Here is a 21,242-nt window from a genome sequence, read left to right on the forward strand (position 1 = left end):
CGGCACGCGCGCGGCGTGCCATGATCGATGAATTACTTGACGTCTTTCCAGTACGCCGCGTTCAGGCGCCAGGCAATCAGGGTGAACAGCAGCAGGAACAGCATCACCCAGACGCCGATCTTGACACGCTTGTTCTGCGCCGGCTCGGACATCCAGGTCAGGAAGTTGACCATGTCGCCGACCGCGGCATCGTACTGCTGCGGCGTCATGGTGCCGGGCGACACCTGCTCCCAGCGGCCGGTGAAGGACTGCACCTCGTGGCCGTGGCTTTGCACGGTCTCGAACACCGGCTTGCGCTCGCCCTGCAGTTCCCACAGCGGGTGCGGCATGCCGATGTTGGGGAAGATCAGGTTGTTCCAGCCGGTCGGCGCCACCGGGTCGCGGTAGTAGGTGCGGAACAGGGTGTAGATGTAATCGGCGCCACTGCCGCCGGCACCGGCACGCGAGCGCGCGACCAGCGTCAGGTCCGGCGGGTTGACGCCGAACCATTCCTTGGCTTCGCGCGCGCCGATCGCCGCCCGCATGGTCTCGCCGACCTTGTCGGTGGTGAACAGCAGGTTGTCCTTGATCTGCTGCTCGGTCAGGCCGATGTCCTGCAGGCGGTTGTAGCGCATGAAGGCGGCCGAGTGGCAGTTCAGGCAGTAGTTCACGACCAGCTTGGCGCCGTTCTGCAGCGAGGCCAGATCGGTGGTGTTGACGGGCGCCTTGTCCCAGGCGACGCCACCGGTGGCGGCGTGCGCGCCACCCGCCACGCCGAGCGCGAGAGCCAGCCCGCAGAGCAGTTTCTTCAGTGCATTCATGATGTTGTTCTCTCCAGCGGTGCTCAGTGCGGCTTGAAGGTCACGCGGTCGGGCACCGGCTTGGGCGTGCCCAGCTGGCTCCACCAGGGCATGAGCAGGAAGAAGCCGAAGTACACCAGCGTGCCGACCATGGCGACGCGCTCGTTGGTCAGCCAGTTGAGCGAGGGGTCGCCGAAGATCGGGCCCGGCGACATGATGCCCAGCACCGTCAGGATCAGGAACCAGATGATGAACACGGCGTAGACCCACTTGTGCCAGCCCGGGCGGTAGCGGATCGAGCGCGCCGGGCTGTGATCGAGCCAGGGCAGGAAGAACAGGATGATGACGGCGCCGCCCATCACCACCACGCCCCAGAACTTGGCGTCGAAGGTCTTCAGCAGGGCAATCGCCACCAAGCCCGCCACCGCCATGCCGATCTTCAGCATCATCGAGCACTTGCAGCGCAGGAAGGCCAGCACCACGCCGAGCGCGATGATCACCACCAGCACGTTGACCATCAGGTCGGTGGTGGCGCGGAGCATCGAGTAGAAGGGCGTGAAGTACCACACCGGCGCGATGTGCAGCGGCGTCACCAGCGGGTCGGCCGGGATGAAGTTGTTGTACTCGAGGAAGTAGCCACCCATCTCCGGCGCGAAGAACACGATCGCGAAGAAGATCATCAGGAACACGCTCACACCCAGGATGTCGTGGATGCTGTAGTACGGGTGGAACGGGATGCCGTCGGCCGGCGCGTCGGGCGACCAGCGGTTGCCCTTGGGCCCCTTCTTGATCTCGATGCCGTCGGGGTTGTTCGAACCGACGTCGTGCAGCGCCAGCAGGTGCGCCACCACCAGGCCGATCAGCACCAGCGGCACGGCAATGACGTGGAAGCTGAAGAAGCGGTTCAGCGTCGCGTCGCCGACCACGTAGTCGCCGCGGATCAGCAGCGCCAGGTCGGGCCCGATGAAGGGAATGGCGGAGAACAGGTTGACGATCACCTGCGCGCCCCAGTAGGACATCTGGCCCCAGGGCAGCAGGTAGCCCATGAAGGCCTCGGCCATCAGCGCCAGGAAGATGGCGCAGCCGAAGATCCACACCAGTTCGCGCGGCTTGCGGTAGCTGCCGTAGATCAGCCCGCGGTACATGTGCAGGTAGACCACGACGAAGAAGGCCGAGGCGCCAGTGGAGTGCATGTAGCGGATGAACCAGCCGCCGGGCACGTCGCGCATGATGTACTCGACCGACTCGAACGCCTTGGCGGCGTCGGGCTTGTAGTGCATCACCAGGAAGATGCCGGTGACGATCTGGATCACCAGCACCAGCATCGCCAGCGAGCCGAAGAAGTACCAGAAGTTGAAGTTCTTCGGCGCGTAGTACTCCGACATGTGCTTGCGGTATTCCGCAAACAGGGTCGGGAACCGGTTGTCGAACCAGTTGTGGACCTTGGCGCCGAGCGGCGCGTTGGGGGAGATTTCCTTGAATTCAGCCATGGCCGCCTCTTTATGCCTTCTTGTCTTCGCCGATCAGCAGCTTGTTGTCGGCCAGGTACACGTAGGGCGGTACCTCCAGGTTGTCCGGCGCCGGCTTGTTCTTGAACACGCGGCCCGACAGGTCGAAGGTGGAGCCATGGCAGGCGCAGAAGAAGCCACCCTTCCAGTCGTCCGGCAGCGAGGGCTGCGGGCCCGGGTTCAGGCGGTCGCCGGGCGAGCAGCCCAGGTGCGTGCAGATGCCGATCAGCACCAGCACCTCGGGGTGCTCGGCGCGGGCGCGGGCCTCGTTCTGGGCGTATTCGGGCGTCGGGTACGCGTTGCGCACCGACATCGGGTCAGCCAGTTCGCCTTCCACCTGCTTGAGCGTCGCCATCTGCTCGGGCGTGCGACGCATGATCCACACCGGCTTGCCGCGCCATTCCACGGTGATCTTCTCGCCGGGCTTGAGGGCGGCGATGTCCACCTCGACGGCGGCGCCGGCGGCCTTGGCCTTTTCGGACGGGGCGAAGCTGGTCACGAACGGAGTGGCCAGGGCCACGGTGCCGGCAGCGCCGGCAACGCCCGAGGCAATCAGCCAGGTTCGCTTGCTGGCGTCCAGGGGGACGGGGGTGAAGTTGCTGGGAGATGCGTCACTCATGACTGTCCTCTGGCGAAATTATTCTGGTACGCGGGGGCAGTCAAGGATTGTAGCGGAGCGTCAGTGGCTTCCCGGCGCGTTAAGCCGCGCGATTGACATTGCTCAAGCTGCGAGAATATGAGCACCATTTCCAACCACTCGAGGAAGTACTCCAAATGGGCATGATGCAGGAATTCAAGGAATTCGCCGTCAAGGGCAACGCCATCGACCTGGCGGTGGGCGTGATCATCGGCGCCGCCTTCGGCAAGATCGTCGATTCGATCGTCGGCGACCTGATCATGCCGATCGTCGGCAAGATCTTCGGCGGGCTCGACTTCTCCAGCTACTACATCCCGCTGGCCGGCCAGGCGGCAGGACTGGCGCTGGAAGAAGCCAAGAAAGCCGGCGCCGTGTTCGCCTACGGCAACTTCATCACCATCTTGGTCAACTTCCTGATCCTGGCCTTCATCATCTTCATGATGGTCAAGCAGATCAACCGCCTGAAGAAGGAAGAGGAAGCCGCGCCCGCTGCGCCGGCCGAGCCGACGGAAGAGGTGCAGCTGCTGCGCGAGATCCGCGACAGCCTGAAACGCTGATCCAGTCCGCCGATCAAGCTACAAGCAAGATAGCATCCAGCGCCTGTCGCCATGCGCGGCAGGCGCTTTGTTGTCTCAGGGTGCCAGTTCGCGTGCCATGCGCACCGCCGCCAGCAGGCTTGCCGCATCGGCGCGTCCGCTGCCGGCAATGTCGAAGGCGGTGCCGTGATCCGGACTGGTGCGCACGAAAGGCAGGCCGAGCGTCACGTTGACGCCCTGCTCGACACCCAGGTACTTGACCGGAATCAGCCCCTGGTCGTGGTACATCGCCACCACCACGTCGAACTCGCCCGCGCGCTCGGGCGTGCTGCGGGCCCGCATGAACACCGTGTCGGGCGCGAACGGGCCATGCGCGTCGATGCCCTCGGCGCGCGCCTGCGCGATCGCCGGGCCGATGATGTCGAGCTCCTCGCGCCCGAACAGCCCGCCCTCGCCCGCATGCGGGTTCAGGCCGGCCACCGCGATGCGGGGCGACCTGTGTAGCGCGGCGCCAACAGATTGGTGCGTAATTCGCAGTGTTTGCAGAATGTTGCGCTCGGTCACCTGCTCGATCGCCGCGCGCAAGGACAGATGGATGCTAACCAGCACGGTGCGCAGCTCGTCGTTGGCCAGCATCATGCGCACCGGCAGCTGCTCGATCGGCCGGCCGAGATACGCGGCCGCCTCGGCCTGCAGCAGCTCGGTGTGGCCCGGATAACGCGCATACGGCGCGCCCGCCGCCGCCAGCGCCTCCTTGTGCAGCGGTGCGGTGACTATGGCGGCCAGCTCGGCCCGCAGCGCGGCACGGGCGGCCCAGAACACGCAGTCGCCAGCGGCCCGCCCGGCTGCGGCACTGACCTGGCCGAACGGCACCAGGGCGTCGGCGGGCGTCGCCACCTGCAGCACCGGCACGCAACGCGGCGGCACATCCAGCGCATCGCTGGCCTGCGCCAGCTCGGCCACCGGCAGGCTGGCCTGCGAGTCGCCCTGCACGATGGCGGCGGCGCGGCGCAGCGTGGCCACGTCGCCAGCCACGAAGCAGCCGCGCAGCAGTTCCGGCTGGTCGCGGAAGGCCTTGGCAATGATTTCCGGCCCGATGCCGGCCGGATCGCCCTGCGTGATGGCAACCGGCAGGCTCATGCCGGGTTGTCGATGTCGATGAACTGGTGCTCGATGCCAAGCTGCGCCGCCACGTAGGCGGCCAGCGCCGGCGCACCGTAGCGCTCGGTGGCGTGGTGGCCGCAGGCGAAGAAGCTGACGCCGCACTCGTGCGCCAGGTGCGCCTGCGGCTCGGAGATCTCGCCGGTGATGAAGGCCTGCGCGCCGGCGGCGATGGCGGCCTCGAAATAGCCCTGCGCGCCGCCGCTGCACCACGCCACGCGCTCGATCGGCGTACCGCTGGGTCCGACCTGCAGCACCGGGCGCTGCAGGGCATGCTCGATCTGCCAGGCCAGCACGTCGGCGTCGGCGAAGGCCTCGCCGTCGACGCGGCTGCCGATGAAGCCCAGCTCCTGCTCACCGAACCGCGCGCTGGCCTGCAGGCCGAGCACGCGGCCCAGCTCGGCGTTGTTGCCCAGCGTCGGGTGCGCGTCCAGTGGCAGGTGGTAGGCCAGCAGGTTGATGTCGTGCGCCAGCAGGCGCGTGAGGCGCTGCTTCATCCAGCCGGTCACGGTGCCGTCCTGGCCGCGCCAGAACAGGCCATGGTGCACGAAGAGCGCATCGGCGCCGGCCTCGATAGCGGCGTCGATCAGCGCGCGGCTGGCGGTGACGCCGCTGACGATCTTGCGGATGCGCTCGGCGCCCTCGACCTGCAGGCCGTTGGGGCCGTAGTCCTTGAAGCGTTCAGGTTGCAGTTCGGCATTGCAGGCGGCCAGCAGGGCGGCGCGGTCGACGGTGGGCACGGAAGACATGCGGCGCATTGTCCGCCATCGGCACTTTGCTGATGCAGATCAAATCCGTTTACCTGCACTTCACACGAGTTCAGAACCGCTTAAAACCGCGGCGTTACGCTGGTTTCATATACACAAAAAGGAATCTGGAGGTCGAACAATGAAGCGCATCACCTGGGTTTTCTGGGGCTTTCTGACCCTGCTCACGGGTCTGTGGTTGATGGCGGACACGCTGCTGCCCGAGCAGCGCGGTTACTTCGACTTTCGCACCGTGTGGGTGCAGTACACCGGCGTCATCGCCATGGGCGTGATGTCGCTGGCCATGCTGCTGGCGGTGCGCCCGGTGTGGCTGGAGTCGCATCTGGACGGCCTGGACAAGATGTACCGCCTGCACAAGTGGCTGGGCATCGGCGCACTGGTGGTGGGCACCGTGCACTGGCTGTGGGCCAAGGGCACCAAGTGGGCGGTAGGCTGGGGCTGGCTGACCAAGCCGGCGCGCGGGCCCGGCGGACCCGGCGAGATGGGCCTCATCGAGGCAGCCCTGCGCAACTGGCGCGGTACCGCCGAGGTGATGGGCGAATGGGCCTTCTACGGCGCCGTGCTGCTGATCGTGCTGGCGCTCGTCAAGCGTTTTCCCTACCGCCTGTTCGCCCAAACGCACAAGCTGTTGGCGGCGATCTACCTGGTGCTGGTGTTCCACACCGTCGTGCTGACCAAGATCGACTACTGGGCGCAGCCGGTAGGCTGGGTGCAGGCCGCGCTGCTGGTCGCGGGCACGGTGTCGGCAGTGATCGTGCTGCTCGGCCGCATCGGTGCACGGCGCACCGCGCACGGCACCATTGAATCGCTGCAGCGCTTTCCCGCCCTGCAGGTGCTGGAGACCACCCTGGTGCTGGACGAGCGCTGGGCCGGCCACCAGCCGGGGCAGTTCGCCTTTCTCACCTCCAGCGCGACGGAAGGCGCGCATCCCTACACCATCGCCTCGGCCTGGAATCCGCAGGATCGGCGCATCTGCTTCGTCACCAAGGCGCTGGGCGACCACACGCGCACGCTGCACGAGCGCCTGCGCGTGGGCGACCGCGTGAAGATCGAGGGCCCCTACGGCCGCTTCACCTTCGCAGGCAACGAGCCGCAGCAGATCTGGATCGGCGCCGGCATCGGCATCACGCCCTTCATCGCCCGCATGAAGCATCTGGCGCAGGCGGGCGCGCGCGGCACCACGGAGGTCGACCTGTTCCACCCCACCGCCGTCATCGATCCCGCGGCGCTCGACAAGCTGAAGGCCGACGCGCAGGCCGCCGGCGTGCGCCTGCACCTGTTCCTTGACAAGCAGGATGGCCGCCTGACCGGTGATCGCCTGCGCGAGCGGGTGCCCGGCTGGAAGAATGCCAGCGTGTGGTTCTGCGGCCCGGCCGGCTTCGGCCAGGCGCTGCGCGCCGACTTGGTGGCGCACGGCCTGCCGGCGGATGCGTTCCACCAGGAACTGTTCCAGATGCGGTGATTGCTGCCGCGCCGGCAAGGATCACCCCAGAGCCTTGCAAACCGGCTCCGCACCCTACAATTTCAGCCCCTGGACGCCGGAAACCTGAGGAACGGCGGCCCACCACGATTCGGAACCCTTCATGAAACGCCTCTGGCTCGTCTTCGCCCAGGCCGTCACCGTGCTGCTGGCTGCCTACTTCGTCGTCGGCACGCTGAAGCCCGAGTGGCTGGGCCGCGGCGCCCTGCCGGGCGGCACGGTCTCGATCCTGGAAGCCCCCAGCACCGCCCCGAGCGTGCAGGCCGCGCCCGGCAGCCTCAGTGCCGCGGTGCGCAAGGCGGCGCCGGCGGTGGTCAGCATCAACACCTCGACTTCGGCGCGCCATCCGCTCAGCAACGACCCCTGGTTCCGCTTCTTCTTCGGCGAGCGCGGCGAACAGCAGCAGTCGGGCCTGGGCTCGGGCGTGATCATGAGCCCCGAGGGCTACGTGCTGACCAACAACCACGTGGTCGAGGGCGCCGACGCCATCGAGGTGGTGCTGGCCGACGCGCGCAGCGCATCGGCCAAGGTGATCGGCACCGACCCCGAGTCCGACCTGGCGGTGCTGCGCATCCAGCTCGACAAGCTGCCGGCGATCACGCTCGGCAATTCCGATGCGCTGCAGGTCGGCGACCAGGTGCTGGCCATCGGCAACCCGTTCGGCGTCGGCCAGACCGTGACCAGCGGCATCGTCAGCGCGCTCGGGCGCAACCAGCTCGGGATCAACACCTTCGAGAACTTCATCCAGACCGACGCCGCCATCAACCCCGGCAACTCCGGTGGTGCGCTGACCGACATCAATGGCCACCTGCTCGGCATCAACACCGCGATCTATTCGCGCTCGGGCGGCAGCATGGGCATCGGCTTCGCGATTCCGGTCAGCACCGCCAGGCAGGTGCTGGAGAGCATCGTCAAGAACGGCCAGGTGGTGCGCGGCTGGATTGGCGTCGAACCGAACGAGCTGACGCCCGAGCTGGCGCAGACCTTCGGCATCAAGACCGCGCAGGGCGTGATCGTCACCGGCGTACTCAACAACGGGCCCGCCGCCAACGCCGGCATCCGCCCGGGCGACGTCATCACGCAGGTCGACGGCCAGCCGATCCGCACGGTGTCGGAACTGCTGACGCGCATCGCCGCGCTGGCGCCCGGACAGCCCGCACCCTTCGTGCTGCAGCGGCGCGGCCAGCAGGTCGACACCAGCGTGACCCCGGCGCAGCGCCCGGCACCGCGCATGCGGCAGCGCTGACGGCAGCCCTGATCAGGGCCTTCGCCGTCGGATGAAGAAAACAAGTGGGGCGGTGGCAGGTGGGAACAAGTGCTTCGCTTCGCCCACCACAGGGACCAGTTTGCGGCCGCCACCGCTCACACGGGAATCAGGATTCGGCCGGCTTGGCCTCGTCGGCGTCCGCGTCCGGCGCCTTGGTGTGGCGCACGAACAGCTGCGCGGCCCAGATGCCGACCTCGTACAGCAGGCACATCGGAATCGCCAGCGCCAGCTGCGACACCACGTCCGGCGGCGTGACGACGGCCGCGACGACAAAGGACATGACGATGAAGTAGCCGCGGAAGCTGCGCAGCTGCTGCACCGTCACCACGCCGATGCGCACCAGCACGACCACGGCGATCGGCACCTCGAAGGCCAGGCCGAAGGCCAGGAACATGGTCAGCACGAAGCTCAGGTAGGCCTCGATGTCTGGCGCCGCCGTGATGCTCTTGGGCGCGAAGCCCTGGATGAACGAGAACACCTTGCCGAACACCAGGAAGTAGCAGAACGCCACGCCGGCGAAGAACAGGATGGTGCTTGAGATCACCAGCGGCAGCACCAACCGCTTCTCGTGCGAATAAAGACCCGGCGCGACGAAGGCCCAGACCTGGTAGAGCACCACCGGCAGCGCGATCAGGAACGCCGCCATCAGCATGATCTTCAGCGGCACCATGAATGGCGAGATCACCGAGGTGGCGATCATGGTCGAGCCCTGCGGCAGGTGCGCCACCAGCGGCGCTGCCAGCAGGTCGTAGAGCTGCCCCGGCCCCGGATACAGCGCCAGCACCGCGGCCACCAGGCCGATCGCGACCATCGACTTGATCAGCCGGTCGCGCAGCTCCATCAGGTGGGCGACGAAGGGCTGCTCGGTGCCGGCGAGCTCGTCTTCGGGATCGGGTTTGGGATTCGGGTCGGTCATGGAGACGGCAATTGTCGCAGGTGTGCCGGTGACGAATGGCGGGTTCGCTCAGGCGGCAACGGTGGCGGGACGGCCGGGACGCCGCTCCGAAACCGCGCTCGTGACGTCACCTGTGCCGCAGCGCGGCGCGTTCATGGCGTCACTTGCGCTTGGGCCTGAAGCGTGCCACCCGGGCCGCGCCCGACTGCACCTGGCGGCGCACGCCATGGCGCTGCTTGTACCACTGCGGGGTGGCTCCGCGCTTGAGGCGCCAGTTCTTGTCGGGGCGCTTGTACTGGGGCGGCGGCGGCTCCCAGCTGGAGGGCGTGGTGGCGCCAGCGTCAAGGCCGCTGCCTTCCAGCCCGGCGGTGACCTCGCTCCAGTCCTTCTCGAAGTCGGCCTTGGTGGAGTGGATGCTCTTCTCGACCTCGCGCCCAGCCTGCTCCACGGTTTCCTTCATCTTCTTGAGCTCATCCAGGTCCATGGCCCGGTTGACCTCGGCCTTGACGTCGGCCACGTAGCGCTGCGCCTTGCCCAGCAGGGTGCCTGCCATGCGCGCCACGCGCGGCAGTTTCTCCGGTCCGATGACGATCAGCGCCACGGCGCCGATCATGGCCATCTTGGAAATGCCGAGATCAAGCATCGTCAGGTTGCGCGTTCAGCGTTGGGCGTCAACAGCCGCGTTGCAGGCTCAACGCTTCAGCGCTGAACGCCCGAGCCGATTCGCGCGTCAGCTCTTTTCCTTGGCCTGCACGTCGATGGTTTCCTTGGCGCTGCTGGCGCTGTTGGTCACCTGCCCGGCCGGCTTGCCGGCGTCGGCCTCGGTGGAGCCATCCTTCATGCCGTCCTTGAAGCCCTTGACGGCGCCGCCCAGGTCGGAGCCGATGTTCTTCAGCTTCTTGGTGCCGAAGATCATGACCACGATCAGCAGGACGATCAGCCAATGCCAGATGGAAAAAGTACCCATGTTGCTACTCCTTGCGCCACTGATGGATCGGGCGCGATTGAACTGATTTTAGACGGCGGCGCGAGCCAGCGGTTCCGGCCGGGGGCAAACTAGCCCCGCAGCCAGGGCCGCGGACCACCCATGACATGCACGTGCAGATGATGCACTTCCTGCCCGCCTTCGGCACCGGTATTTACCACCACGCGGAAGCCGCCGTCCGGGTACGGATTGCAGCCCTGCTCCATGGCCAGTTTCGGCGCCAGCGTGAGGATGCGGCCCAGCAGGGCCGCATGCTCGGGCCCCGAGTGCGCCAGCGAGCGGATGTGCGCTTTCGGCACGATCATGAAGTGCACCGGCGCCCAGGGGTTGATGTCGTGGAACGCGTACAACTCGTCGTCTTCGTACACCTTGTTCGACGGGATCTGGCCGGCGATGATCTTGCAGAAGATGCAGTCGGGGTCGGTGGCGGGTACGGATGTGCTCATGGTTCGGTCTGTCTGGAAACGGTGGAACGCGCGTTCGACGGGCGCAACTGCTCGACGCTGGAGCAGACGCCGACATCGTCGAAATGCGTCTGCAGCCAGCGCTGGCCGGCCTCGCGCCCCAGCTTGAACAGGCGGTGCAGGAACGCCACGTCGGCGCGCGACTTGCTGGCGGCACCGAACTCAGCCAGCGCGCTGCCGCCGTCGACCCGGTGCAGCAGCACGTTCTTGTAGCGCTTGGGATCGAGCCTGCCCTCGGCCAGCAGGCGGCTGACGAACTCGATGGCGCGGAACTCGGCCAGCAGCGGCGCGTTGAAGGTGATCTCGTTGACGCGCTCCATGATGTCGGCGGCACTGGCGCCCGGCGTATAGGGCGATTCGATGGGATTGATCTGCACCAGCACCACGTCGGCGCAGCGCGTTTCGTAGATCAGCGGGTAGATCGCCGGGTTGCCCGAATAGCCGCCATCCCAGTAGTACTCGCCGTCGATCTGCACCGCCTTGAACACCGACGGCAGCGCGGCCGAGGCCATCACGGCGTCCGCCGACAGCCTGTCACCACTGAAGACCTCGCCGCGGCCGGTGCGGATGTTGGTTGCGGTGACGAACACCTTCATCGCCTGCTGGCGCGCCAGCAACTCGAAATCGATCTCGCGCGCCAGCAACTGGCGGAGCGGGTTGAGACCGAACGGATTGGCGTGGTAGGGCGAAACCCATGCCGACAGCCAGGCGCCCATCAGCTGCGCGCCGGCCAGCGGCAGCCCCGAGGTGAAGGCGCCCATGACGCCGACGCCTTCCCAGAAGCGCGTCAAAGCCTCGCGCGCGGCCTGGCGCGCATCGGCGTCCTTCAGCCCGTCCTCGTGCGCACGCGCCAGGCCGTGCGCGAGCACCGCCGCATTCATGGCGCCCGCGCTGGTACCGCTGGCGCCCTCGAAGCGCAGCCGGCCATCTTCCAGCAGCGCGTCCAGCACGCCCCAGGTAAAGCCGCCGTGCGAGCCACCGCCCTGCAGCGCCAGGTTGACGGTCTTACCGGCTGGCTTGCCGTTGCCCTTGCGCGCTGCCGGCCTGGCACCGCTGCTCGCGCCTTTCCTGCCGGCGTCCTTGCGTGGCTTCTTCGCTTCAGGCATCGACGGCACGGCCTGCATTCATGCGCACCATGCCCTTGACAATGCGGTAGAGGAACCAGATCGACACCAGCAGCCAGGCCGGGTTCCAGACGAACAGGAACAGCAGGCCGACCGGAATCGTGACCACGTACCAGACCGTGGCCCACAGCACCGAGCGGATGCGCCACCTGAAATGGCTTTCCTGCCAGGTGCCGGCGGCGTCGTCCTTCTTCACGAAGTCCATCACCAGCGCGATGATCAGCAACGCGATGCTGACCTGGGCGCCCGGCACCACCGCCGCCACCGCCACGATCAGGTGCAGCACGTAGCTGACCCAGCCCCAGGTCTTGAGCGAATCGTGGGCCTTGGGGCTGACGCGGCCGCGGCCGCTGATCGGTTCCACGTCGATGATGTCGTTGTTGCTCATGAGCCGGCTCCTTGTCGTGCGGGTCATCCAGTGCGGGTCATTCGGCTTCGCGCTCGTGCAGCTTGCGCAAGGCCTTTTCCTCGATGCCTGAGAGTCCTTCGCGGCGCGCCAGTTCCGCCACCACGTCGGCCGCGCTCAGGCCGTAATGCGCCAGCGCCACCATGCCGTGGAACCACAGATCAGCCATCTCGGCGACGATTTTCTCGCGCGCGCCGCCATGATCGGCGTCCTTGGCGGCCATCACCACCTCGCAGGCTTCCTCGCCGATCTTCTTCAGGAACGCGTCCGGCCCCTTGTGCAGCAGGCGCGCGACATAGCTCGTGGCAGGGTCGCCACCGGCGGCCGGCTTGCGGCTTTCGATGACGGCCGCCAGGCGTGCCAGGGTGTCGAGATCGGTCATGAGGTTATTTGTAGATCGATTCAGGATCTTTCAAGACCGGATCGACGGCCTGCCATGCGCCATTCACGAGCACGCTGAAGAAGCAGCTGTGACGCCCGGTGTGGCAGGCGATGCCGGGATCATGCCCGAGCTGCGTCACCTTCAGCAGCACCACGTCGGCATCGCAGTCGATGCGGATCTCGTGCACTGTCTGCACGTGGCCCGACTCCTCGCCCTTGAACCACAGCCTGCCGCGCGAGCGGCTGTAGTACACCGCGCGCCCCAGTTCGGCCGTCTTCGCAAGCGCCTCGCGGTTCATCCAGGCGAACATCAGCACGTCGCCGCTGCCTTGCTCCTGCGCAATCACGGGCACCAGGCCCTGCGCGTCCCACTTCACTTGATCCAGCCAGTTCATGGACGGATTGTCGGTGATCGGCTCAATTGCACACGGACACCAGGATGAGGGACTATCCAGCACCCATCAAACTCAACGCCAACGCAGCATGCTCACCGCCAGCCCGCCCACCCTTCCAAAGAGCCAAAAGGCCGCGGAGCCGGCTATCCCAGCGATCGCCACGGACGGGCTTGGCCCGGCCGTCGGCGATGTCCCTTGAGGGGGTGGCGGAACAACGCGCAGCGTGTGGAGCGCGGGGTGGTCAGAGAACTCCTTGCGCCAGCATGGCATCGGCGATCTTGACGAAGGCGGCGACGTTGGCGCCCTCGACATAGTTCACCGTGCCGTCGCTGCGCTCGCCGTGACGCACGCAGTTGCCGTGGATATCCTTCATGATCTCGTGCAGGCGCAGGTCGACCTCGCTGTGCGTCCACGACAGGCGCATGGCGTTCTGGCTCATCTCCAGGCCCGAGGTGGCGACGCCGCCGGCGTTGCTGGCCTTGCCGGGCGCGTACAGCGTGCCGGCCTCGAGGAAGCAGTCCACCGCCTCCAGCGTGCTCGGCATGTTGGCGCCCTCGGCGACGCAGACCACGCCATTGGCGATCAGGCGCCGCGCATCCTCGGCGTCGAGCTCGTTCTGCGTCGCGCACGGCAGCGCGATGTCGACCGGCACGTGCCAGGGGCGCTTGCCGGCCTCGAACTTGAGCTTGTGCTGCTGGCAGAAATCCTTCAGCCGGCCGCGCTGCACGTTCTTGAAATCCATCACGTCGTGCAGCATGCCCGCCGTCATGCCGGCCTCGCACACCAGCGTGCCGTCGGAATCGGACAGGGTCACCACCTTGGCGCCCAGCTCGATCGCCTTGTCGGCGGCGTACTGCGCCACGTTGCCCGAGCCGGAGACACTGACGCTGCGGCCGTCGAAGCCCATCTGCCGGCGGCGCAGCATCTCCTGCGCGAAGTACACGGTGCCGTAGCCGGTGGCTTCGGGGCGCATCAGACTGCCGCCGTAGGCGATGCCCTTGCCGGTGAACACGCTGCTGGCGTTGTTGGCCAGCTTCTTCATCATGCCGGCCATGAAGCCGACCTCGCGCGCACCGACGCCGATGTCGCCCGCCGGCACGTCGGTGTCGGCGCCCAGGTGGCGGTACAGCTCGGTCATCAGCGACTGGCAGAAGCGCATCACCTCGCCGTCGCTCTTACCCTTGGGGTCGAAATCGCTGCCGCCCTTGCCGCCGCCCATGGGCAGCGTGGTCAGCGCGTTCTTGAAGGTCTGCTCGAAGCCGAGGAACTTCAGGATCGACAGGTTGACCGAGGGGTGGAAGCGCATGCCGCCCTTGTACGGGCCGATCGCCATGTTGTGCTGCACCCGGAACGCGCGGTTGATCTGGGTCTGCCCCTTGTCGTCGACCCAGGCGACGCGGAACTGGATCGCCCGGTCGGGCTCGACCAGCCGCTGCAGCAGGCCGTGCTCGCGGTAATGCGGGTACTTGTCCAGGAACGGCCACAGCGACGTCATCACCTCGCGCACAGCTTGCAGGAATTCGGGCTGGTCCGGGTCGCGCCGGGCTACGGCGCGCAGGAAATCTTCAAGGCTGGAGGCAGACAAGCTAGGTTCCTTTTCGGAGGTGTGGATTCGCGGAAAAACGGCCAATGATGCACCATCCGGCCACGCGAACGGCAAGCAGCACCAAAAAAACGAGCCGAACGATTCTAATTGCCGCTGCAGGCCGGTTCAGCGATTTTTTTTCCGGCGCCGGCCTTGCGGTCCGGATCAACGCCTGCCGGTCAGCAGTTATAGCCGCACCGTGATGCCGCGCGCGGCCATGTGCTGCTTGGCCTGGGCGATGGTGTATTCACCGTAATGGAAGATGCTGGCGGCCAGCACTGCGTCGGCCAGGCCGATCTGGATGCCGTCGGCCAGGTGGTCCAGGTTGCCGACGCCGCCGGAGGCAATCACCGGCACCGTCACGGCCTCGGCCACGGCGCGTGTCAGTTCCAGATCGAAGCCGCTGCGCGTGCCGTCGCGGTCCATGCTGGTCAGCAGGATCTCGCCGGCGCCGTACCCGGCCATCCTGCGCGCCCACTCGACCACGTCCAGCCCGGTGTTGGTGCGTCCGCCATGGCTGTACACGTCCCAGCCCGGGCCGCGCGCCGCCAGTTCATCGCCGACACGGCGCTTGGCGTCGATGGCGACCACGATGCACTGCGCGCCGTACCTGTCCGAGGCGTCGCGGATCACCTGCGGGTTGGCGATCGCCGCCGAGTTGAAGCTGGTCTTGTCGGCACCCGCATTCAGCAGGCGCCGCACGTCGTCGACCGTGCGCACGCCGCCACCGACGGTGAGCGGGATGAACACCTGCGAGGCCACCGCCTCGATCACCGGCAGGATCAGGTCGCGCCCGTCGCTGGTGGCGGTGATGTCGAGAAAGGTCAGTTCGTCGGCGCCCTGCTCGTTGTAGCGCGCGGCGATCTCGACCGGATCGCCGGCATCGCGCAGCTCGACGAAGTTGACGCCCTTGACGACGCGACCACCGGTCACGTCGAGGCACGGAATGATGCGTTTGGCCAGCATGGTGGGTGCCTCGTTCATGCGGCGGCGCCGCTCAAGGCGTCCGCGCGCGCCTGCGCGGCGGCAAAGTCGAGGTCGCCGGTGTAGATGGCGCGGCCGGCGATCACGCCCTCGACGCCCTCGCCCTCGACCGCGCACAGGGCCTCGATGTCGGCCATGCCGGACAGCCCGCCCGAGGCGATCACCGGGATGCTGAGCGCCTGTGCCAGCTTCACCGTGGCATCGACGTTGATGCCGCTCAGCATGCCGTCGCGGCCGATGTCGGTGTAGACGATGCTCTCGACGCCCCAGTCCTGGAACTTCTGCGCCAGGTCGACCACCTCGTGGCCGGTCAGCTTGCTCCAGCCGTCGGTGGCGACCTTGCCGTCCTTGGCGTCCAGGCCGACGATCACGTGGCCACCGAAGGCGGCGCAGGCGTCCTTGAGGAAGCCCGGGTTCTTCACCGCCGCGGTGCCGATGATGACGTAGCTGATGCCGGCGTCGATGTACTGCTCGATGGTGTCGAGGTCGCGAATGCCGCCGCCCAGCTGCACCGGGATCCGGTCGTCCACCTCGGCCAGGATGGCCTTGATGGCGGCCAGGTTCTGCGGCTTGCCGGCGAAGGCGCCGTTCAGGTCCACCAGGTGCAGGCGGCGCGCGCCCTGCGCCAGCCAGTGGGCGGCCATGTCGGCCGGCGCCTCGCTGAAGGTGGTGACCTGGTCCATGTCGCCCTGCTTCAGGCGCACGCAGTGGCCGTCCTTGAGGTCGATGGCGGGAATCAAGAGCATATCGATCGGTTGAGCGTTGCGAAAGGGTTGAGCGTTCGGCGTTGAGCGTTGAGCGTGAATACCGGGATCCCCACGCTCAACGCCCAACGCCCAACGCCCAACCTCCTTCAGGGTTTCCAGTGCAGGAAGTTGCGGTACAGCGCCAAGCCCTGGGCGGCGCTTTTCTCGGGGTGGAACTGGGTGGCAAAAATATTATCGCGCGCGATCGCCGAGGTAAAGCGCGCGCCGTAATCGGTCTGGCCCACGCTGTGATCTGGATCAAGCGGGCAGGCATGGTAGCTGTGCACGAAGTAGAACCACTCGCCGTCCGCCACCCCGGCCCAGATGGGGTGCGCGCGGGCCTGGAAGACCCGGTTCCAGCCCATCTGCGGCACCTTGTAGCGGCTGCCGTCGGGCGCGCGGCGGCCGGCCAGCTCGAAGCGCCGCACCTCGCCCGGAATCAGCCCCAGGCCCGGCGTGCCCGCCGCCGTGCGGCCCTCGGCGCTGTGGTCCAGCAGCATCTGCATGCCGACGCAGACGCCGAACAGCGGCTTGGCCCGGGCGGCGTCGAGCACCGCCTCCAGCAGGCCGGCCGAACGCAGCTCGCGCATGCAGTCGGCCATGGCGCCCTGGCCCGGCAGCACCACGCGGTCGGCGGCGCGCACCACCCCCGGGTCGGCCGTGATGACCGCGCTGACACGCGTGTCGGCCGTCGCGTGCATCACCGCCTGCGCCACCGAGCGCAGGTTGCCCATGCCGTAATCGACCACCGCCACCGTGCCGGATGCCACTGCTTGCCACTTCTCTCAGTCAGAGCCCGCGATTGTACGGACCGCGCGCTCCTGGAAACGAAAAAGCCCGCAAGGCAATCAAGCCTGCGGGCTTGCGAGGCCGCCCGGACCGCCGCGGCCTCAAGGCATGGCGGCGCTTACTTGCCGCGCCTGCCGCCCTTGCCACGCCGGCGCGCGGCCCAGCCGGCAACCCCGACCACCATCAGCGCCAGGGCAGCCAGGCCCTCGGGCGAGGTGGTCGGCACCGGGGTCACGGCACCGGGGGTCGGCGGCGTCGGCGGCTTCGGCGTCGGCGTCGTCGGGTCGACAATGGGATCCTCGTCGACGGCCACGCACGGCGCTGTGGCTGAGCAGTTGCCGCCCGTCACGGTCGCCGTGTTCTTGGCCTTGGTGCCCGCATCGCCCGTCACGGTGGCCGTCACGGTGTAGCTCACGCTGCCGCTGCGGGCGGCCACGGTGATGTCGGTGCAGCCGGTCGGTGTGCAGTTGCCGGCATTCGAATTGGGGCTGGCGCTGCCCGTGATCCCGGTCACATCCAGACCGGTGAAGGTGTCGGTCCAACTGACGCCGGTGGCTGCGTCGCCGGTGTTGGTGATGGTCACGGTGTAGGTGAGCGATTCGCCTGGCTTGACCGAGTCACGAAGGTTGGTCTTTCTCACCTCAAGTCCCGGCGTACCCAGCTCGGCTTTCAGCTTGGCCCTCAAGGCATCCTTGAATTGGCTCCACTCATCGACGATTTTCACGAAACCAGGGCCCTCGCCCATTTGCTTGGCCGGGCCTGGCCGGGCGATCTTCTTCAGTTCGGCCTCGCCCTGCTTGACCTCGTCTCCGATGCCCAGCAGGTTGATGGCGGAGACCCTCGCTAGATTGACAGCCTCATTGGCAGCGAGTTCGGGATCCCGACCTTCGTTATTGACGCCATCCGTGCTGACGTCGATCAATCTCTTGGCGGACGAGTCGGCAGTGAACGTCCTCACACACTTGGCAATGGCATCGCCGATCGCGGTTTCAGTCGAATATGGGCGCGCAGAGCGCAACGCGGTCAGACGATCAGTTATCACACCCGCTACATTGGCAGACGTAACCTCCGTCATGGGGAGACTAACCTGCGAGAATGTCGAAAAAGGCACGATCGAGACGGCGACCGCACCGGTTTGCGGCACCACCGTTTCATCACGCAGCGCGTCCAGATAGGCATCGATCTGCTTGCGCCAGTCCTCGTCTGAAATGGAGCCAGACGAATCGACCGCCAGGCACAGTTCGACCACTGGCGCCGCCTGCACGGCCGGCGCCATCGCGAACGCCCCCGCCAGCCCCAGCAAGGATGCCGCGGACGCGTGCCGGGCCATTTTCTTCAGATATGTGCTCATGAAGCTTCCTCGCTTTCCTTAAAGAAACAAGTACGACGGCCTGTTGCCTGGCCAAGCAGGCCGAGGGCCGGCCGCCAGACACGAGTGCGGGCATGCGCTGCGCGCCTTGGCTGCGCGGGCTGCCGAATCATCCATGTCGCCCCCTTCTCCTGCTGCTCACGTATCTGCACGCCGAGCGGACCTCCCGACTCCAACAAACGCGCAAACCAGGATGGTTGTAGCACAAAGCGATGACTTCGCAAACCGATATGACAGGAAATCAAGGCCAAATACGCACCATCGTCAAACCGTGCGCAGATGCCAGTTTGCCAAGCGGGTGATGCAGAATCAGCGTTTGCCGAGGCGGGCTGTGCGCGCGCCATAAAAAAAGCCCGCAAGGTTCATGGCCTTGCGGGCTTGGCTCGAAGGCTGCCGCCGTGTCGTGCGGCAGCCCGGTCACGGATGCTTACTTGCGCTTGCCGTGCCGACGCGCGGCCCAGCCGGCGACGCCAAGCATCATCAGCGCCAGGGCGGCCAGCCCCTCGGGCGAGGTGGTGGGCACCGGCGTCACGGCGGCGGGCGCCGGCGGCGCGGGCGGGTTCGAGGCCTCCGCCTCGCACACCACCGGGTTTACGACGACATTTGCCGGCCGTTCGCGCGCCGCCTGTTGTTCCTGGGGCTCCTCGCAGCTCGTGCCTGGCGGCACCACCACCCTGGCGATGTTGGTCACCGCTGCGGTCAGGGTGTCCTTCAGCCTGGCCTTGATGGTGTAGGTGACCTCGCCGCCCACCGGCAGATTGACCGTGCCGGTGACGTCGCCGTCGCCGCTGGCCGGATTACAGGTTGCGCCGCCAGTGCCGCTGCAAGTCCAGGTCTGGCTGGCCACGTCGGCTGGCATGGGATCGCTGATCGGCTGACCGCCGAGCGCGATCTGGCCGGTGTTGCGCACCACCACCGTGTAGGTCAGCTCACTGCCCGGCGCCACCGGACCCGGAACACTGGAGCTCTTGGTGATACGCACACTGGCCCGCTTGCGGGTGTTGGTCAATGTGCAGGTGATGGTCTTGTCCTTGTCCGCCGCCGCGATGCTGATATTGCCCTCGGCACCCACCGCAACGCCGCCGCTGCAGGCATAGCTCTGCGTGTAGTTGGCCATGGTGCCGGCGCTGAAGGTCTCGATCAACTGCCCAGTCTCGCCCGCGTAGACCGTGACCTCGGCGCCGGTGGTGCCGGTGCCGGCGGTCGACTCGCCCGAACTCGCGGTGTTGATGAAGCCTGTCGTCGTCACCGTTGCCTTGTCGCCGGCCGTGAAGCCATCGGCCCAGGCCTTGGCCACCTTCAGCTTCGCGCTGATGCGGGTGTTGGTGAAGGTGCAGGTCACATCCGCATCCGGCATGTTGAACACGCCTTCGGTGTTGTCTTGGGTGATGGTGATAGGGTTGACGTTCGGGCAGCTCAGTTGCGCCGTGTAGTCAGACAGCGAACCGCTGACGGCCTGTTCGCTCACGGTCACCTCACTGCCCACAGCCACTGGGGTGCCAGCGGTGTCCGTGTAATTGCGCACTCCGCTTGCCGTTAGCGTGCCATTGAGCAGCAAGTTGAATGTGGCCGCGTTTGTCGTGACAGGATCGTTGAGCACCTTGTCGATCTTCACAAGCCGGGATTTGCGCTCGTTCTTGATGGTGCAGGTCACGCCCCCTTCCGTTGCCGGCATGGTGAAGCTTCGGCTGTCCGTGGCTTCATTGGTCAACGTGATCGGCGTGGTCCCCTGCACGCAAGAGTAGGTCCGCGTGTAGTGATTGAGGTTGATTCCAGGCGCAGCCGCCTCGCCGAACACCACTTTGGTGCCGGCCTGGAACTGTCCCGTCAGCTTGTCGCCCGACCCGCCGCTCGGTAGGCTCGTCTGCGTGCCCAGCGTATAGGTGAACTGGCCGCCATCGTCAGCGGTCAAGTCCTTCACCAAGGTCACTTGGTTGGTCGGTGGGATCCGTGCATTCGAGAACGTGCAGCTGATTTCGCTGGCGGCAAACGTCACCGGAACGGTGATGCCATTGGTGGTCGACGTTCCCACCGGCACACCGGTGGCTGTCGAGCAGGAGGCGCCAATGAATTGCCAACCGGCCGGAGGAGTCTCGGTGATCGTGTAATTGGTGCCATTCTTGGTGGCGTCAGCCTCGATCACCTTCGGAGTGCCGCCCGCCGTCAGCGAGAAGGTCTGCGTGGTACCACCGGTGACGTTGAACGTGAAGGGAAGAGTGGCCGCGTCCGCCGCGGTCTTCTTGACCGTGATCTTGCCCTTTATGGCGGCCACGTTCACCGTCGTTTCGCTCTTGGTGCATTTCGGCCTGCCTGCCGGGAATGCGTTGCAGGTATTCGGATCCTTGTTGTTGGACCAGTAGGCCAGGGTCGGGAAGGTGACCACGCCGTTGGCATCGGGGTTGCACTGGACCTTGACCCAGAAGCTCTGCGAGGCGGTCGCGGAGCCGCTCATGTCGCCGCAGGTGTCGCCATCCACATTCCTGAACTGGCCATCGACGTTGGTCGCCGTGGTCATCACGTTCTGGCACTGGCCGGCCGTCGAACTGAGAAACCAAGCGCCGATGTCCAGACGCTCGCTGTTGCCGGAAGTGGTAGCTTGAATCGTCACCGGAACATCAACCCACTCTCCGACCGTGCAGGAAGGGATATCCTCAGCCGTCACGCTGATCGCGCCCTGGGCGTCGTTGGCCACGCATTTGTACTCTTCTGGCGCGCAAGGGACCAGACTCACCTCGCCGCCCGTGGCCGCCTGCGCCAACGGCCAAGGCGCGCCGAACGCCATCGCCAGCACTCCCAGCGCCGCCAGGCGTGGCAACAATCTGCCACGCGTTCCAGAGCCATGCTCTCCCACTTGCTTCATGTGACCTCCTGCTCCAATCACGCATGCATGCCATTGCAATACCGTTGCAATCCGAAACATGCAGACTTCCGAGCGCATTTCTATCACGTTTCCTCGACACTGGACACATCGGCGGTTAGCACAG

22 protein-coding genes are annotated in these 21,242 nt (G+C 66.5%); 3 read left to right on the forward strand and 19 right to left on the reverse strand.

Annotated features, from left to right (window positions below):
* Window positions 1-32: 32 nt before the first annotated feature.
* Genes PK606_RS02555 through petA form a run of 3 tightly spaced genes read right to left on the reverse strand, consistent with a single transcriptional unit; the run spans window position 33 to window position 2,906 of the window.
* The gene (locus PK606_RS02555; RefSeq protein WP_324560588.1) at window positions 33-791 is read right to left on the reverse strand and encodes a cytochrome c1; all 759 of its coding nucleotides are present in this window, start codon (window positions 789-791) and stop codon (window positions 33-35) included.
* A 32-nt stretch (window positions 792-823) separates the two neighbouring features.
* Entirely contained in the window at window positions 824-2,269 is a 1,446-nt protein-coding gene (locus tag PK606_RS02560) for a cytochrome b (protein WP_324560245.1), read from the reverse strand.
* 10 nt (window positions 2,270-2,279) lie between these two features.
* Window positions 2,280-2,906, reverse strand: a complete 627-nt coding sequence (gene petA, locus PK606_RS02565) for a ubiquinol-cytochrome c reductase iron-sulfur subunit (protein ID WP_324560247.1) — start codon at window positions 2,904-2,906, stop codon at window positions 2,280-2,282.
* Window positions 2,907-3,061: 155 nt separating this feature from the next.
* Here petA and mscL point away from each other — a divergent pair, with 155 nt between their 5' ends.
* Window positions 3,062-3,481 carry a large conductance mechanosensitive channel protein MscL gene (mscL, locus tag PK606_RS02570; protein WP_324560250.1) on the forward strand — a complete coding sequence of 140 codons (420 nt, stop codon included), beginning with the start codon at window positions 3,062-3,064 and terminating at the stop codon, window positions 3,479-3,481.
* A gap of 75 nt (window positions 3,482-3,556) precedes the next feature.
* Here mscL and pdxA read toward each other — a convergent pair whose 3' ends face one another.
* Together pdxA and PK606_RS02580 are read right to left on the reverse strand one after the other, a co-directional pair.
* Complete coding sequence (gene pdxA, locus PK606_RS02575; RefSeq protein ID WP_324560252.1) at window positions 3,557-4,600, reverse strand: 4-hydroxythreonine-4-phosphate dehydrogenase PdxA; 1,044 nt, start codon at window positions 4,598-4,600, stop codon at window positions 3,557-3,559.
* Window positions 4,597-5,370, reverse strand: a complete 774-nt coding sequence (locus PK606_RS02580) for a Nif3-like dinuclear metal center hexameric protein (protein WP_324560255.1) — start codon at window positions 5,368-5,370, stop codon at window positions 4,597-4,599. Before PK606_RS02580 ends, pdxA begins: the two co-directional genes overlap by 4 nt.
* A 139-nt stretch (window positions 5,371-5,509) precedes the next feature.
* On the opposite strand from PK606_RS02580, the gene PK606_RS02585 reads away from it, so the two are divergent.
* Window positions 5,510-6,850, forward strand: a complete 1,341-nt coding sequence (locus PK606_RS02585) for a ferredoxin reductase family protein (protein WP_324560258.1) — start codon at window positions 5,510-5,512, stop codon at window positions 6,848-6,850.
* 121 nt (window positions 6,851-6,971) lie between these two features.
* Window positions 6,972-8,114 (forward strand): S1C family serine protease, encoded by a 1,143-nt coding sequence (locus PK606_RS02590; protein ID WP_324560261.1) that lies wholly within the window; start codon window positions 6,972-6,974, stop codon window positions 8,112-8,114.
* Window positions 8,115-8,241: 127 nt separating this feature from the next.
* Here the strand turns inward: PK606_RS02590 and tatC are convergent, their stop codons facing one another.
* From tatC to PK606_RS02660, 14 genes are all read right to left on the reverse strand, one after another.
* Window positions 8,242-9,051 (reverse strand): twin-arginine translocase subunit TatC, encoded by an 810-nt coding sequence (gene tatC, locus PK606_RS02595; RefSeq protein WP_324560264.1) that lies wholly within the window; start codon window positions 9,049-9,051, stop codon window positions 8,242-8,244.
* Window positions 9,052-9,190: 139 nt separating this feature from the next.
* Complete coding sequence (gene tatB / locus PK606_RS02600; protein WP_324560268.1) at window positions 9,191-9,673, reverse strand: Sec-independent protein translocase protein TatB; 483 nt, start codon at window positions 9,671-9,673, stop codon at window positions 9,191-9,193.
* Between the two features lie 87 nt (window positions 9,674-9,760).
* A complete protein-coding gene (tatA, locus tag PK606_RS02605) occupies window positions 9,761-9,997 on the reverse strand; it encodes a Sec-independent protein translocase subunit TatA (RefSeq protein ID WP_324560272.1) in 237 nt (78 codons plus the stop codon).
* A gap of 89 nt (window positions 9,998-10,086) precedes the next feature.
* A complete protein-coding gene (locus tag PK606_RS02610; RefSeq protein ID WP_324560275.1) occupies window positions 10,087-10,461 on the reverse strand; it encodes a histidine triad nucleotide-binding protein in 375 nt (124 codons plus the stop codon).
* On the reverse strand, window positions 10,458-11,594 hold the full coding sequence (locus tag PK606_RS02615; protein WP_324560278.1) for a patatin-like phospholipase family protein: 1,137 nt from the start codon (window positions 11,592-11,594) through the stop codon (window positions 10,458-10,460). The genes PK606_RS02610 and PK606_RS02615 overlap by 4 nt, the downstream gene beginning before the upstream one ends.
* On the reverse strand, window positions 11,578-11,991 hold the full coding sequence (locus PK606_RS02620; RefSeq protein ID WP_324560280.1) for a DUF4870 family protein: 414 nt from the start codon (window positions 11,989-11,991) through the stop codon (window positions 11,578-11,580). The genes PK606_RS02615 and PK606_RS02620 overlap by 17 nt, the downstream gene beginning before the upstream one ends.
* 37 nt (window positions 11,992-12,028) lie before the next feature.
* Window positions 12,029-12,391, reverse strand: coding sequence for a phosphoribosyl-ATP diphosphatase (locus PK606_RS02625; RefSeq protein ID WP_324560283.1), 363 nt, complete (start codon window positions 12,389-12,391; stop codon window positions 12,029-12,031).
* Between the two features lie 4 nt (window positions 12,392-12,395).
* On the reverse strand, window positions 12,396-12,785 hold the full coding sequence (gene hisI / locus PK606_RS02630) for a phosphoribosyl-AMP cyclohydrolase (RefSeq protein WP_324560286.1): 390 nt from the start codon (window positions 12,783-12,785) through the stop codon (window positions 12,396-12,398).
* 241 nt (window positions 12,786-13,026) lie between these two features.
* A complete protein-coding gene (gdhA, locus tag PK606_RS02635) occupies window positions 13,027-14,370 on the reverse strand; it encodes an NADP-specific glutamate dehydrogenase (protein ID WP_324560289.1) in 1,344 nt (447 codons plus the stop codon).
* 186 nt (window positions 14,371-14,556) lie between these two features.
* Entirely contained in the window at window positions 14,557-15,336 is a 780-nt protein-coding gene (gene hisF, locus PK606_RS02640) for an imidazole glycerol phosphate synthase subunit HisF (protein ID WP_324560590.1), read from the reverse strand.
* A 14-nt stretch (window positions 15,337-15,350) separates the two neighbouring features.
* On the reverse strand, window positions 15,351-16,100 hold the full coding sequence (gene hisA, locus PK606_RS02645; RefSeq protein WP_324560291.1) for a 1-(5-phosphoribosyl)-5-[(5-phosphoribosylamino)methylideneamino]imidazole-4-carboxamide isomerase: 750 nt from the start codon (window positions 16,098-16,100) through the stop codon (window positions 15,351-15,353).
* 107 nt (window positions 16,101-16,207) lie between these two features.
* Window positions 16,208-16,870 (reverse strand): imidazole glycerol phosphate synthase subunit HisH, encoded by a 663-nt coding sequence (hisH, locus tag PK606_RS02650; RefSeq protein WP_324560294.1) that lies wholly within the window; start codon window positions 16,868-16,870, stop codon window positions 16,208-16,210.
* 137 nt (window positions 16,871-17,007) lie between these two features.
* The gene (locus tag PK606_RS02655; protein WP_324560297.1) at window positions 17,008-18,240 is read right to left on the reverse strand and encodes a DUF1194 domain-containing protein; all 1,233 of its coding nucleotides are present in this window, start codon (window positions 18,238-18,240) and stop codon (window positions 17,008-17,010) included.
* 445 nt (window positions 18,241-18,685) lie between these two features.
* Window positions 18,686-21,118 (reverse strand): prealbumin-like fold domain-containing protein, encoded by a 2,433-nt coding sequence (locus tag PK606_RS02660; RefSeq protein ID WP_324560300.1) that lies wholly within the window; start codon window positions 21,116-21,118, stop codon window positions 18,686-18,688.
* Window positions 21,119-21,242: the final 124 nt, after the last annotated feature.

It is taken from the genome of Ottowia sp. (genome assembly GCF_035444425.1).
Taxonomy (GTDB): domain Bacteria; phylum Pseudomonadota; class Gammaproteobacteria; order Burkholderiales; family Burkholderiaceae_C; genus Ottowia.

Bases quoted from the DNA above. Each gene is read 5' to 3' on its own strand.
- petA (WP_324560247.1), bottom strand. From the start codon at position 2,906: ATGAGTGACGCATCTCCCAGCAACTTCACCCCCGTCCCCCTGGACGCC.
- PK606_RS02585 (WP_324560258.1), top strand. From the start codon at position 5,510: ATGAAGCGCATCACCTGGGTTTTCTGGGGCTTTCTGACCCTGCTCACG.
- PK606_RS02560 (WP_324560245.1), bottom strand. From the start codon at position 2,269: ATGGCTGAATTCAAGGAAATCTCCCCCAACGCGCCGCTCGGCGCCAAG.
- PK606_RS02610 (WP_324560275.1), bottom strand. From the start codon at position 10,461: ATGAGCACATCCGTACCCGCCACCGACCCCGACTGCATCTTCTGCAAG.
- hisI (WP_324560286.1), bottom strand. From the start codon at position 12,785: ATGAACTGGCTGGATCAAGTGAAGTGGGACGCGCAGGGCCTGGTGCCC.
- PK606_RS02660 (WP_324560300.1), bottom strand. From the start codon at position 21,118: ATGAAGCAAGTGGGAGAGCATGGCTCTGGAACGCGTGGCAGATTGTTG.
- PK606_RS02655 (WP_324560297.1), bottom strand. From the start codon at position 18,240: ATGAGCACATATCTGAAGAAAATGGCCCGGCACGCGTCCGCGGCATCC.
- PK606_RS02625 (WP_324560283.1), bottom strand. From the start codon at position 12,391: ATGACCGATCTCGACACCCTGGCACGCCTGGCGGCCGTCATCGAAAGC.
- pdxA (WP_324560252.1), bottom strand. From the start codon at position 4,600: ATGAGCCTGCCGGTTGCCATCACGCAGGGCGATCCGGCCGGCATCGGG.
- PK606_RS02590 (WP_324560261.1), top strand. From the start codon at position 6,972: ATGAAACGCCTCTGGCTCGTCTTCGCCCAGGCCGTCACCGTGCTGCTG.
- tatC (WP_324560264.1), bottom strand. From the start codon at position 9,051: ATGACCGACCCGAATCCCAAACCCGATCCCGAAGACGAGCTCGCCGGC.
- hisA (WP_324560291.1), bottom strand. From the start codon at position 16,100: ATGCTCTTGATTCCCGCCATCGACCTCAAGGACGGCCACTGCGTGCGC.
- mscL (WP_324560250.1), top strand. From the start codon at position 3,062: ATGGGCATGATGCAGGAATTCAAGGAATTCGCCGTCAAGGGCAACGCC.
- hisF (WP_324560590.1), bottom strand. From the start codon at position 15,336: ATGCTGGCCAAACGCATCATTCCGTGCCTCGACGTGACCGGTGGTCGC.
- tatA (WP_324560272.1), bottom strand. From the start codon at position 9,997: ATGGGTACTTTTTCCATCTGGCATTGGCTGATCGTCCTGCTGATCGTG.
- tatB (WP_324560268.1), bottom strand. From the start codon at position 9,673: ATGCTTGATCTCGGCATTTCCAAGATGGCCATGATCGGCGCCGTGGCG.
- PK606_RS02620 (WP_324560280.1), bottom strand. From the start codon at position 11,991: ATGAGCAACAACGACATCATCGACGTGGAACCGATCAGCGGCCGCGGC.
- PK606_RS02580 (WP_324560255.1), bottom strand. From the start codon at position 5,370: ATGTCTTCCGTGCCCACCGTCGACCGCGCCGCCCTGCTGGCCGCCTGC.